General features: G+C 70.1%; 11 protein-coding genes. 10 read left to right on the top strand and 1 reads right to left on the bottom strand.

Features of this window, described 5'->3' with window-relative positions; all coding sequences use genetic code 11:
- The first annotated feature begins 375 nt into the window (after nucleotides 1-375).
- The 6 genes from ACZ4SA_RS30040 to ACZ4SA_RS30015 all read left to right on the top strand — a co-directional run bounded on the left by ACZ4SA_RS30040 (nucleotide 376) and on the right by ACZ4SA_RS30015 (nucleotide 7,495).
- Nucleotides 376-684: a hypothetical protein gene (locus ACZ4SA_RS30040; RefSeq protein WP_005315450.1), complete on the top strand. Its 309-nt coding sequence runs from the start codon at nucleotides 376-378 to the stop codon at nucleotides 682-684.
- Nucleotides 685-814: 130 nt separating this feature from the next.
- A complete protein-coding gene (locus tag ACZ4SA_RS30035) occupies nucleotides 815-1,681 on the top strand; it encodes a DUF8175 domain-containg protein (RefSeq protein WP_468280763.1) in 867 nt (288 codons plus the stop codon).
- A complete protein-coding gene (locus ACZ4SA_RS30030; RefSeq protein WP_468280761.1) occupies nucleotides 1,671-2,972 on the top strand; it encodes a hypothetical protein in 1,302 nt (433 codons plus the stop codon). Before ACZ4SA_RS30035 ends, ACZ4SA_RS30030 begins: the two co-directional genes overlap by 11 nt.
- Nucleotides 2,969-4,525 (top strand): SCO6880 family protein, encoded by a 1,557-nt coding sequence (locus ACZ4SA_RS30025; RefSeq protein ID WP_468280759.1) that lies wholly within the window; start codon nucleotides 2,969-2,971, stop codon nucleotides 4,523-4,525. Before ACZ4SA_RS30030 ends, ACZ4SA_RS30025 begins: the two co-directional genes overlap by 4 nt.
- 11 nt (nucleotides 4,526-4,536) lie before the next feature.
- Entirely contained in the window at nucleotides 4,537-5,949 is a 1,413-nt protein-coding gene (locus tag ACZ4SA_RS30020) for an ATP-binding protein (RefSeq protein WP_468280757.1), read from the top strand.
- Nucleotide 5,950: 1 nt separating this feature from the next.
- Nucleotides 5,951-7,495 (top strand): type VI secretion protein, encoded by a 1,545-nt coding sequence (locus ACZ4SA_RS30015; RefSeq protein ID WP_468280755.1) that lies wholly within the window; start codon nucleotides 5,951-5,953, stop codon nucleotides 7,493-7,495.
- A gap of 49 nt (nucleotides 7,496-7,544) precedes the next feature.
- On the opposite strand, the gene ACZ4SA_RS30010 is transcribed toward ACZ4SA_RS30015, so the two are convergent.
- On the bottom strand, nucleotides 7,545-8,060 hold the full coding sequence (locus tag ACZ4SA_RS30010; RefSeq protein ID WP_468280753.1) for a GNAT family N-acetyltransferase: 516 nt from the start codon (nucleotides 8,058-8,060) through the stop codon (nucleotides 7,545-7,547).
- A gap of 132 nt (nucleotides 8,061-8,192) precedes the next feature.
- On the opposite strand from ACZ4SA_RS30010, the gene ACZ4SA_RS30005 reads away from it, so the two are divergent.
- Genes ACZ4SA_RS30005 through ACZ4SA_RS29990 form a run of 4 tightly spaced genes read left to right on the top strand, consistent with a single transcriptional unit; the run spans nucleotide 8,193 to nucleotide 11,947 of the window.
- Nucleotides 8,193-9,149 (top strand): ABC transporter ATP-binding protein, encoded by a 957-nt coding sequence (locus tag ACZ4SA_RS30005; RefSeq protein WP_468280751.1) that lies wholly within the window; start codon nucleotides 8,193-8,195, stop codon nucleotides 9,147-9,149.
- The gene (locus tag ACZ4SA_RS30000) at nucleotides 9,146-9,937 is read left to right on the top strand and encodes an ABC transporter permease (RefSeq protein WP_468280749.1); all 792 of its coding nucleotides are present in this window, start codon (nucleotides 9,146-9,148) and stop codon (nucleotides 9,935-9,937) included. Before ACZ4SA_RS30005 ends, ACZ4SA_RS30000 begins: the two co-directional genes overlap by 4 nt.
- A gap of 34 nt (nucleotides 9,938-9,971) precedes the next feature.
- Nucleotides 9,972-11,279 carry a sensor histidine kinase gene (locus ACZ4SA_RS29995; RefSeq protein WP_468280747.1) on the top strand — a complete coding sequence of 436 codons (1,308 nt, stop codon included), beginning with the start codon at nucleotides 9,972-9,974 and terminating at the stop codon, nucleotides 11,277-11,279.
- Complete coding sequence (locus tag ACZ4SA_RS29990) at nucleotides 11,276-11,947, top strand: response regulator (RefSeq protein WP_468280745.1); 672 nt, start codon at nucleotides 11,276-11,278, stop codon at nucleotides 11,945-11,947. Before ACZ4SA_RS29995 ends, ACZ4SA_RS29990 begins: the two co-directional genes overlap by 4 nt.
- Nucleotides 11,948-12,041: the final 94 nt, after the last annotated feature.

Here is a 12,041-nt window from a genome sequence, read left to right as displayed (position 1 = left end):
CGGGGTAGTGATGTGGAGGGCCGGTCCACGGACTACGACGCGGACAACCCCCCCCCCCCCCCCCCCCCCCCCCCCCCCCCCCCCCCCCCCCCCCCCCGCCGTCGTCATGCCCGGCACGAACCACCCCAAAGGTGGAACAACGACAGTCATTGCCCGAAGTCACACCCCGTGATACACAGAGTAACCATGCACACACTCGCACGGACACGGGACGCGCCGCCGCAGGTCAGGGCGGCCGGTTCGGTCATACGTGCGGAGATCGGGTAAAGAGACCCTCCAAGTCGGCTTACGCGGGCGGTTTCATCAGCGAAGATAGAACCAGGCCCGTGCCGAGGGGCGTGGGCGGCGAACAACCCAACAGGGGCGGTGAGTTACATGATCCTGGCAGCCGAAAAAGGCGACATCACCACCATCATCGGCGGAATCGCCCCGAACTGGGGGCCGTTCGGGAGCCTGGGCAACGAGGCCAGAGTGATGATCGAGGTCGTGATGGCCATTGCCATCCTCCTGTGCCTCGGCATCGCGATCTGGGGCGCGGCCAAACAACGCATCGGCGCGACGGCACTTCGCGACACGTTCAGCGCCGAACAGGGCAAGGGCCTGATCGTCGCCGGTCTGACCGGCGTCTTCATCATCGGCTCACTGGGGACCTTGTTCACCATCGTCTACGGGATGGCTGTCTAAGCGCCCGTCAGTCCTCTCCGGGCACGCCCGGGCCCACCGTTCGAGGTTGCGTCTCCCTGATGTCGAGTCACCACACCGCGCCGACGCGGCAAGCAGTACGTCCACCACTGGTTGAGGGGGCCTGGGCGACATGAGCCTCGGCGACGATCACGGCTACGGCGGCGCGCCGGGCGGCCGTACGAGCGAGGACTTCGGCGGCTCGGGCCAGACCCGCACCCGCCTCCCGGGCAACACCGACACCGACGTCTACGGCGGCGCACGGCGCACCGGGCGCGGCGGCTCGCGGTCGCTCATCACGGTGGTGGGTGTGGTGGTCCTGCTGATCGCAGCGATCGCCTTCGCCAACCAGGGCGGGGGCGGCGCGGACGACGGCGCGTCCGGCGAGTCCGGCGGCAAGGGCCCGTCGGCCCAGCCGACGGCCCCGACGGGCGTCCGCCCGGTGAAGGGCAACGCGGGCGGCATCCCGACGGGGTACGCGCGGGACGAGCAGGGGGCGCAGAGCGCGGCGGCGAATTACGCGGTGGCGTTGGGGTCCGCCGACATGTTCGACAAGGCTAAGCGGGACCAGACCCTTGCCGTCGTCATCACGCCTACGGCAGTGGACCAGTTCCGGGTCACGCTGGACAAAGCCTACTCAGCCTCGTTCTTCCAGAACGTGGGGCTGAACGAGGATGGTTCGACGCCCGCCGGCTTCACCTTCATCTCCCGAACTTCGCCGGTCGGGACGAAGGTAACCGGCTTCTCAAGTGCCAAGGCGACGGTCGAGGTCTGGTGCACCGGACTGATCGGGCTCGCCGGAGAAGGCTCCACAAACCCTGTCACCGACGGCTGGTTCACCATCACGATGGAACTGGCATGGGTCAATGGCGATTGGAAAGCCGTCACCCATTCCCAGAAGGACGGCCCCGCTCCTGTGGGCGGCGACGACAGGGCGTCCAGCGCCGAAGAGATCGCTGGCGCAGTCAATGGGTACGGAGGGTTCACGTATGCCCGGTAGTACACGACGCCGCGCGATCTCGATCGGCACCATGTTGGCAACGGTCCAGGGATCGGCCATCGCCCTGGCAGCCCGCGCGCCTGCCGCCCCGAGCCCTACCCCGGAGCCCGACCGGAGCAACGACCCCTGCGACCTGATCCATGGCCCCGCCCGCGACTACTGCGACGACGGCGAAGGCCCCGCCAACCCCGGCCGGTCGTCCCTCGACGACCCCACCGCCGCCCTCGACCCCCTGTCCTCCCTCGCCCGTGGCTGCGCCGACGCCGCCGTGTGGACCATCGGGAAGCTGTCCCAGGCCGTGGAGTCGACCGCGACCGTCGACTTCACGAACCTGACCTTTCTCGCCCACTACGCCATCGTCTTCGCCGCCGCCTCCATCCTCACGATCATCCTGTGGCTGCTGGCCGTCGCCAAGCGGGCGATCCGGGGCGTGCCGTTCATGACCGCGGTCTCGGAGGCGATCGGGTTTCTCTGGCTGACCGTTCTCGCGTCCGCGTTCACGCCGCTCATCCTCTTCACGATCGTCTCGGTCACCGACAGCGTCACCGAGGTCATCGCGGGCGGCTCGTCCGATCAGACGGACATGTTCTTCGGGAACTTCGCCGACGCGCTCAAGAAGGGCGACGACATCGGCGGCGGGCCGATCATGCTGATCGTCGTCTCGCTCGTCACGATCCTCGCCGCCGGTGTGCTCTATCTCGAGCTGTTCATCCGTGCCGTGCTGCTGTACGTCGGGGCGCTCCTCGGCGTCGTGGTCTACGCGGGGCTCGTCGACAAGAACATGTGGGGGCATGTCCGCCGCTGGGCCGGGATCATGATCGCGATCATCCTGGTCAAGCCGGTGATCGTGATCGTGCTCGGCCTCGCGGGCGCGCTCTCCGCCGACGACGGGCCGAACTCGTTCTCCGCCGTCGTCTCCGGGCTCGCGATCATCCTCCTCGCCATCTTCGCCTCCGCGATGATCTACCGGTTCGTCCCGGGTTTCGGCGACGAGATCGCCGCGTCCCGCAACAACCGCATCCAGAACGGCGCCGAGAGCAAGGCGGCCGCCGTCATCAGCTCCCCCGCGGCGCTCGTGTCGCAGGGCATCAAGACGCACAGCACCCGCGGCAACCAGAACACCGGCGGGGAGAGGGCCGGCGCCCGCCCCGCCAACGCCGTCAGTGGCGGCGTGGCCGCCCACAGCAGCCGTACCGCGAACCCGGGCGCCGCGCCCGCGCCGCGTAACAGCGCCCCGACCAGTGGCACCCCGCACAGCAATCGCAACAGCACAGGAGGTGGCCGGCGTTGACGACCCAGTCCCAACCGATCACGCCCCGCCGCACGTACCTCATCGGCCGGGCCCGGCCGAATGCGGTCATCGGCAAGAACCGCGAGACCGGCGAGATCGCGCTGATCATCGCCGGCGCGTTCCTCGGCATGATGAGCGGGCTGCTGGTCCCCGTCCTGTCCCTGCGGATCGTCCTGCTGATGGGCTTCCCGATGCTGGCGCTCGCCGCCGTGTACGTGCCCTACAAACAGCGCACCTTCTACAAATGGTTCGAGATCAACCGCAGCTACAAGCGTTCGCTGCGCGGCGGCCGCACGCTCTACCGCTCCGGTGCCGTCGAGGCGGGCACCCGGCTCGACGGCCGGGAGGTCGAGGTCGGGCCGCCGCCCGGCATCGGCCGTATCAACTGGCTGGCCGCGCCGTTCGGCCCGGACGAGATCGCGGTACTGCTGCACGCCGACCGCCGTACGGTCACCGCCGCGATCGAGATCGAGGGCCCGGGTGTCGGGCTGCGGGACAGCGAGGACCAGGAGGCCCTCGTCGACCGCTTCGGCACGCTGCTGAAGCACGTCGCCAACGGGGACGGCTATGTGACGCGCCTTCAGATGCTGGCGCGCACGCTCCCCGCCGACCCCGACGCGCACGCCAAGGACGTCGCCCAGCGCGGCAACGCCGCTTCGCCCGCCTGGCTCCAGCAGTCCTACGAGCAGCTGCAGTCGATGGTGTCGACCTCGAGCGAGCAGCACCGCGCCTACCTGGTCGCCTGCATGCACTACTCCCGCGACCTGGCCGCCGAGGCGCACACCATGGCCCGTGCCGCCCGGCACGCATCCGGCGCCAAGCGGCTCGACAAGGACGCCGGTCTCGCCGTCGTCATGGCACGCGAACTCACCGACATCTGCGCCCGGCTCGCCGAGGCCGACATCCGCGTACGGCAGCCGCTGGGCCAGTCCCGGCTCGCCTCCCTCGTCCACTCCATGTACGACCCGGACCATCCCATCGACCACATCCAGGCGATGACAAAACGGAACGCCTGGCCGGCCGAGCTGGACGCCGTCGAGCCCACCTACCTCCAGGCCAAGACCCGCGAGTCGTCGACCCGCGCCCCCTGGTGCCACTCCACCGCGTGGGTGAAGGAGTGGCCGATGACCCCCGTCGGCGTCAACTTCCTTGCCCCGCTGCTCGTCCACACCCCCGATGTGATCCGTACGGTCGCCGTCACCATGGATCTGGAGCCCACCGAGGTCGCCATCGAGCGGATGCTCACCGAGAAGACCCACGACGAGGCGGACGCCAGCCGCGCCGCCAAGATGAACCGGACCGTCGACCCTCGCGACATCGCCGCGCACGGTCGGCTCGACCAGCGGGGTGAAGATCTCGCGAGCGGTGCGGCGGGGGTCAACCTCGTCGGGTACATCACTGTGTCGTCGCGTTCGCCCGAGGCCCTGGCCAGGGACAAGCGCACGATCAGGGCCTCGGCCGGCAAGTCGTACCTGAAGCTGGAGTGGTGCGATCGCGAGCACCACAGGGCCTTTGTGAACACCCTGCCGTTCGCGACCGGCATCCGCCGATAGGGGCCCGTGTGATGCGAGATCCGCTGTCCGTCCTCACGGATTCCTTCACGTCCTTCCTCTTCGGGAAGGTGGAGACCACCCGCCTGCCCGTCCGTACGTCGACGGGCCAGGCCCAGGCCGTCTACCTCCCCACCGCCGCGCCTGGCCTCGGCGACTCGGGCGTGATCATCGGCCGTGAGGTCTACAGCGGCAAGGGATACATCTACGACCCCTTCCAGCTGTACGGGCAGCAGCTGCCCGCCCCGCACTGGCTGGTGCTCGGCGAGTCCGGAAACGGCAAGTCGGCGCTCGAGAAGACGTACGTACTGCGGCAGTTGCGGTTCCGCGACCGCCAGGTGGTGGTGCTGGACGCGCAGGGCGAGGACGGCGTCGGCGAGTGGAACCTCGTCGCACAGGAGCTGGGAATAACTCCCATCCGGCTCGACCCGATGACCGCCCTCGACGGCGGTATCCGCCTCAATCCGCTCGATCCGTCGATCACCACGACCGGGCAGCTGGCACTGCTGCGCACCATCATCGAGGTCGCCATGGGCCACGGCCTCGACGAGCGGGCCGGCTTCGCACTCAAGGTGGCGCACGCCTTCGTCAACGAGACCATCACCGACCGGCAGCCGGTCCTCACCGACATCGTGGAGCAACTGCGGCACCCGGAAGCCGAGTCCGCGGAGGCCATGAACGTCGACATAGACGACGTCCGCGCCTGGGGCCTGGACGTGGCGCTGGTCCTGGACCGGCTTGTCGACGGCGACCTGCGCGGCATGTTCGACGGGCCGACCACCGTCGGCATCGACCTGGACGCGCCGCTGATCGTCTTCGACCTGTCGCACATCGACCGCAACTCCATCGCGATGCCGATCCTGATGGCGATCGTGGGCGTGTGGCTGGAGCACACCTGGATCCGCCCCGACCGGAAGAAGCGCATCTTCCTGGTGGAGGAGGCCTGGCACATCATCAACAGTCCGTTCGTCGCCCAGCTCTTCCAGCGACTGCTGAAGTTCGGGCGCCGGCTGGGCCTGTCGTTCGTGGCGGTGGTGCACCACCTGTCCGACGTGGTGGACGGTGCCGCGGCGCGGGAGGCGGCGGCCATCCTCAAGATGGCGTCCACCCGGACGATCTACGCGCAGAAGGCCGACGAGGCCCGGGCCACCGGCCGGGTACTGGGGCTGCCCCGCTGGGCGGTCGAGATCATCCCGACGCTCACGCCCGGTATCGCCGTGTGGGACGTCAACGGCAATGTCCAGGTGGTCAAACACCTGGTGACCGAGGCGGAGCGACCACTCGTCTTCACCGACCGCGCCATGACGGAGTCCTCGGGTCCCGCGGTGCCCGAGCACGTCCAGGCCGCGGAATGGGAGGCGGAGCAGCGCGCACAGCTGATCGAACAAAAGCAGTTGGACGAGTCGTCAGAGTCGACGGTGGCGTGAGATGTACGAGGGCAGCCGTCAGGAACGGGGCCGGGAGCAGCGTGGGCGCGAAGGGGGCGTACCCGACGGCCTGTTGGTCGGGCTGCTCGGCTTCCTTCTCGGTCTGACGCTGCTCATGTGGTCGGCGACGGGCCTCGCGGGCCTGTTCGCGCACGGCGCGTGGCCGGCCGGCGTCACCTTCACCAACACACCCGCGGCGATGCGGGCACTGGTCTCCGCCCCGCACGACCTGGCCGGTGCCTGGCCCGCCACCCCGCCCGCGGAGCTCTCCGGGTACGGGCTGTTCTGGGGCCTGCTGATCGGCCAGTTGATGGTACTGATCGTGCTGACCGTGTTCACGCTCGGCACGGTGGCCCGCTGGCGCGCGGTCCGTGCCGCGGCGCGGGAGGGCAGGGACGTACGCAAGGGGGAACGCGAGCCGGAGGCGGAGCCGTATCGGCCTCGCGTGCCTGGCAGTCAGGATCGGCCCGTCGCACAGCAGCAGGTACCCGGCCCCGGGGCGGTACTGGAGGCGGTCCACGAGGCTCCTGCCCCGGCCACCGCGCCCCCGGCGGACGGACTCCCGCCCGCAGCGCCGCCCCCCATAGCGCCGCTCGCCACCGTCCCCGCGCCCCGCGCCCGTACGCCCCGCGTGCTGTACGGCGACCCCGCCACCCGGCGCCCCACCGCTCTCCAGGCGCTCCTGGACGCCGAGGGTCCCGCGCTCGTCGTCACCTCCGACCCCACGGTGTGGGCCGAGACCAAGAACGCCCGCGCCAAGCTCGGCCCTGTGCTCGTCTACGACCCCGAGCACCTGTGCGACACACCGGCCCGCCTGCACTGGTCGCCGACCGCCCACTGTGAGGACGACCGGTCCGCCGCCGCCCGCGCGACTGCTCTCCTCGCTCCCGTTCGCCCCAGGGCGGTCATCGACACCGCCGTGGCGGACACCGCGGAAACGCTCCTACGCTGCTGGCTGCACGCCGCTGCCGTGGACAAACGCCCCTTCCGCCAGGTCCACCGCTGGGCCCAGGGCAGCGGCGCCCACGAACCCGTACGCATCCTCCGCACGCATCCCAGGGCCACTGCCGGACTCGCCGGTCTGCTCGAGTCGGCGCTCACCGGCCATCCGCAACGGCGTGAAGTCGCCCAGCAGTTGGTGGTGCGTGCCTTCTCGGCGCTCTCCTCGGTCCACATCCGTGAGGCATGCGCACCGAACAAAACCGATTCGCTCGCCTTGGAATCATTCGTGAAGGAAGCGGGCACCCTTTATGTGGTGGGTGAACCGATCGAGGACCCTCGCACCCACCCCGGAGCGATGCCTCTGTTGACGGCACTCGCCTCAGACGTGGTCGAGCACGGCCGCCGCATGGCCGCACGGTCATCCGACGGTCGGCTCGACCCACCAATGGCCCTGGTGCTCGACGACGTCGCGGCCGTCGCCCCGCTCCCCCTCCTTCCCGAACTGCTGGCGACCGGCCAGGACCGGGGCATGCCCGCCGTCGTCCTGCTCCGCTCCGCCGAACAGGCCCGCGCCCGCTGGTCCGAGCCGCTGCCGCTGTCCTGAGAGCGTCAGTCGGCTTCCCCGGCAGCACCGCCCGGCTGTCGGCCTGCCGCTACCGCCGGACCTCGTACTCGAGCGCCATCTCGTCGTCCGGCACCGGCGCCGTGTCACCGCTCGGGACGAAACCGATCTTGCGGTAGAGCGCCGCGGCCCTCGTGTTGTCCGAGTGGAAGAGCAGCCGCACCCGCTCGACCGGCGGCGACTGACGCTCCCACGACCATTCCAGCGCGGTCCGGAACAACGCCTCCGCGCGCACGAACACCCCCACCACATGCGTCTGCTCGACCGGTGCCGGCTTCCCGATACGCGACTCGCCCTTGTGCTCGACGAGCACGGACACCGTGCCGTCCCACCGGCCGTCCGGCCCCTCTGCGACGAACTGGACGACGTCCACCCCGGCCGCGGCGGACGAAGTGCGCTCCTGCCAGAAGGAGTCGGGCCGCGCGACGGCCTGCTCGTACGACTCGTAGAACGCGATCGGGGCAAGAGGGTCCTGGAGGGCAGCGAGCCGAAGGTCCCGCGCCTGGGCCCACTCCTCGGCACGCACGCGCCGGATGACGTATTCCATCCCCTGATACTGGCCCTGAGCTGCGCCCCCGGGCAACGCCGTTTCCCCGTCGTACCCCGGTACTACGCCCGGCGCACCGCTGCCGACTCCGGTCGGACGCCCGGGCGTCCCCTGCTCCGTAGCGTCGGGAACATGACCAGGCCCCACGGCATCGAAGCCGTCGAACTCACCAAACGCTACGGCGCGAAGACCGTTGTCACGGACCTCACCTTCACCGTCAGGCCCGGCTCCGTCACCGGCTTCCTCGGACCGAACGGCGCCGGCAAGTCCACGACCATGCGCATGCTCCTCGGCCTCGACGCCCCGACCCACGGCCACTCCACCATCGGTGGACGCCCCTACAGCGCTCACCCGGCACCGCTCAGGGAGGTCGGCGCCCTGCTCGAGGCCCGATCCATCCATCCCGGCCGCACCGCACGCAACCATCTGCTCGCCCTCGCCCACACCCATGGCATCCCGGCGGCCCGCGTCGACGAGGTCATCGGACTGACCGGACTGACCGGCGTGGCAGGACGGCGGGTCAAGGGCTTCAGCCTCGGTATGGGGCAGCGTCTCGGCATCGCGGCCGCCCTGCTCGGCGACCCGGCGACACTCCTCCTCGACGAACCGGTCAACGGCCTCGACCCGGAAGGCGTCCTCTGGATCCGGACCCTGCTGAAGTCCCTGGCCGCCGAGGGGCGCACGGTCCTCGTCTCCTCCCACCTCATGAGCGAGATGGCGCTCACCGCCGACCACCTCGTCATCATCGGCCGCGGCCGACTGCTCGCCGACACGACCGTCGAAGCGTTCGTACGGGACTCCGGCGCCTCGGCCGTGAAGGTTGTCTCCCCCGAGGCCGGCTCGCTCGCCGCGCTCCTCGCCGGCCCGGGCGTCGACGTCGAAGGGGCAGGTCCGGGCGAACTGCTCGTACGCGGCACGGACAGCGAGACAGTCGGCCGCACCGCCGCCGCGCACGGCATCGCCCTCTACGAACTCACCCCCGTCACCGCCTCGCTGGAGCAGGCCTTCATGGACCTGACACACGACGCGGTCGAGTACCAGACTGCTCCTGACGCAGGAGCCGACACGCTCGAAGGAGCCGCAGCATGAGCACGGACCGGCTGACTCCCGCACAGCACCGGCTGACTTCCGCACACGTCCTACGCTCGGAATGGCACAAGCTGTGGACGCTGCGATCGACCTGGATCACGCTGCTGACAGCGAGCTCCCTGACACTCGGCATCGGTCTGCTCATGGGCGGCACCTACGAAACCGGCGGCGGAGACGATGACGTGGACATCGTCGTTCTCACCCTCATCGGGCTCCAGCTCGCGCAGATCGCCTTCGCCGTACTCGGCATCCTCGTCACCGCGGGCGAGTACTCGACCGGCATGATCCGCGCCTCCATGACCAGCGTGCCGCGCCGGCTGCCGGTCCTGTGGTCCAAGGCCGCCGTCTTCGGAGCGGTCACCTTCACCGTCACCCTGGTCACGGCCTTCGTCACCTTCCCCGCCGCACAACTCCTCTTCGCGGGCACCGACCAGGAGTCGTCACTCGGCGACCCGGGCGTGGTCCGCGCCCTGGTGGGCAGTTCCGCCGGCCTCACGCTGCTGGGGCTCATCGCTCTGGGGCTCGGCGCGCTGCTGAGGTCGGTGCCGGGAGCCATCGGCGCGTTCATCGGCGGCGTCATGGTCCTCCCCGAGGTGATCACCATGATCCCGTCCGACGACGTGGCGGACGCCGTGGAGTACTTCCCGGTCAATGCGCTGGAAGCCCTCACTTCCGCCGAGGCCGTGCCGGGAGCCGCCTCCCCGGGAGCGGCACTGCTCGCACTGGCCCTCTGGGCGGCGGGAACACTGTCCGTCGCCGGTGCGATGCTCAGGCGCCGGGACGTCTGACCCCGAGCTGCCGTACGAGGATGTGGGAGTGCGCATGGCCCAGCAGAACCACCGCCCGACGGCCGGCCCTGCTCCGGAGGGCTGGTCGACGGGCGCCCAGCCACTCACACACCGGCTGCAACGCCTGACCGCGCGACTGCGCGCCTTCGACGACCGCCGCCCAATGGTCTGGGACCTTCACCTCACCGGCGCATGCGTGCTCGCCGCGGCGGTGGATGCGGCGGGCGGCTGGCGGAACGTCGCCTTCAACCCTGACGTGCCGCTGTGGCTCGTCGTCGCGATGAGTGTCGGCTTCTCCGCGCCCCTGCTGTGGCGGCGCAGCCACCCGCTCGCCGTGCTGCTGCTGATGCTGCCGTTCTCCCTGGCGAACGGCGCGAGCGGCGCCCATCTGCAGGCGTCGTTCCTCCAGATGATCGCCGTGTTCCACATCGCGCTGCGCCTGCCGCTGCGCACCCTGGTGGTCTGCTTCGGCACGGTGCTCGTACCGCTCGCCGTGGGGGCGACGTTCTACCCGGTGGGAAGTTGGGACCAGCAGTTCGTGCCGATGTTGTACAGCTTCGCCCTGGTCGCGCTGCTGGGCCTCGTGGTGCGCTCCCGTCAGGAGTACACGGCCTCCCTGGTCGAGCGGGCCCGGCAGCTCGAGGTCGAACGCGATCAGCAGGCCCGGCTCGCGGCGGCCGAGGAACGCACCCGTATCGCCCGGGAGATGCACGACATCATCGGCCACAACCTCTCCGTCATCACCGGCCTCGCCGACGGCGGTGCCTATGCGGCAGCCACCTCCCCCGGACGCGCCACCCAGGCACTCGAGGCCATAGGCACCACCAGCCGCCAGGCCCTGACGGAGCTGCGCCGACTGCTCGACGTACTGCGCGACGACACCCCGGCTGCCGCCGAGCTCGCCCCGCAGCCCGGCCTGACCGACCTTGACCAACTCGTCGAGGGCGTAAGGGCGGCGGGCCTGTCCGTGCGGCTCGCCGTCGAGGGCAGTCCCGCCGCCCTCCCCGCGGGTCGCCAGCTCGCCGTCTATCGGGTGGTGCAGGAAGCCCTCACCAATACCCTGAAGCACGGGGGACCGCGGGCGACGGCGACGGTGGAGGTGGCGTACGGGAGCGGTGGCGTGACAGCCACGGTCACGGACACCGGCGCCGGTGTCCGTGCCGGCGCCGGTGTCCGTGCCGGTGCCGGTGCTTCTGCCGGATCGGTCGCTGCCGGTCGCGGGCTGGCCGGGATGCGGGAACGAACCAGCATGTACGGCGGCACACTTGAGGCCGGTCCGCTGCGTCGGCCTCCCGGAGGCTGGCGCGTTCACCTCCACATCCCGAAGGAATCCGACCAATGACGACCGTGCTCATCGCCGACGACCAGCCCATGCAGCGCTTCGGTTTCCGGATGCTCCTGGAGAGCCAGGACGACATGACGGTGGTGGGCGAGGCGGGCAACGGTACAGAGGCAGTGCGCGCAGCGGCGGAACTCCACCCGGACGTCGTTCTGATGGACATCCGCATGCCCGGCCTCGACGGTATCGAGGCAACCCGCCGAATCGTCGCCTCCGGCGCCCGCACCCGCGTCCTGATCGTGACGACCTTCGACCTCGACGAGTACGCGTACAAGGGTCTGCGTGCCGGCGCCAGCGGATTCCTCATCAAGGACGCGCTGCCCGAGGAACTGCTCTCGGGCATCCGCGCGGTGGCCGGCGGCGACGCCGTCGTGGCCCCGAGCCTCACCCGCCGCCTCCTCGACACATACGTCCAGCATCTCCCGGACACCGGCCCGGGAGCATCGTCGCCTTCCCTCGACGAGCGTCTGGCAAGGCTGACGGAACGGGAGCGGGAAATCCTGACGGTGATCGGCCAGGGGTGGACGAACACGGAGATCGCGAGCCGGCTGCATCTGGCGGAATCGACGGTGAAGACCCATGTGAGCCGCATTCTGGCGAAGACGGGAGCCAGGGACCGGGTCCAGGCGGTCATCCTGGCGTACGACACCCGGCTGGTGAAGACGTCCTGAAACGCGGAAAAGCCCCGCACCTCGAGGGTGCGGGGCTTTCCCACAATAATTGTTCGGCGGCGTCCTACTCTCCCACAGGGTCCCCCCTGCAGTA

The sequence above is a fragment of the Streptomyces sp. NPDC027962 genome (assembly GCF_055566095.1).
This window is presented reverse-complemented; position numbering and strand designations above follow the sequence as displayed.

Bases quoted from the DNA above. Each gene is read 5' to 3' on its own strand.
- ACZ4SA_RS30035 (WP_468280763.1), top strand. From the start codon at position 815: ATGAGCCTCGGCGACGATCACGGCTACGGCGGCGCGCCGGGCGGCCGT.
- ACZ4SA_RS30030 (WP_468280761.1), top strand. From the start codon at position 1,671: ATGCCCGGTAGTACACGACGCCGCGCGATCTCGATCGGCACCATGTTG.
- ACZ4SA_RS30040 (WP_005315450.1), top strand. From the start codon at position 376: ATGATCCTGGCAGCCGAAAAAGGCGACATCACCACCATCATCGGCGGA.
- ACZ4SA_RS30005 (WP_468280751.1), top strand. From the start codon at position 8,193: ATGACCAGGCCCCACGGCATCGAAGCCGTCGAACTCACCAAACGCTAC.
- ACZ4SA_RS30010 (WP_468280753.1), bottom strand. From the start codon at position 8,060: ATGGAATACGTCATCCGGCGCGTGCGTGCCGAGGAGTGGGCCCAGGCG.
- ACZ4SA_RS30015 (WP_468280755.1), top strand. From the start codon at position 5,951: ATGTACGAGGGCAGCCGTCAGGAACGGGGCCGGGAGCAGCGTGGGCGC.
- ACZ4SA_RS29990 (WP_468280745.1), top strand. From the start codon at position 11,276: ATGACGACCGTGCTCATCGCCGACGACCAGCCCATGCAGCGCTTCGGT.
- ACZ4SA_RS30020 (WP_468280757.1), top strand. From the start codon at position 4,537: ATGCGAGATCCGCTGTCCGTCCTCACGGATTCCTTCACGTCCTTCCTC.
- ACZ4SA_RS29995 (WP_468280747.1), top strand. From the start codon at position 9,972: ATGGCCCAGCAGAACCACCGCCCGACGGCCGGCCCTGCTCCGGAGGGC.
- ACZ4SA_RS30000 (WP_468280749.1), top strand. From the start codon at position 9,146: ATGAGCACGGACCGGCTGACTCCCGCACAGCACCGGCTGACTTCCGCA.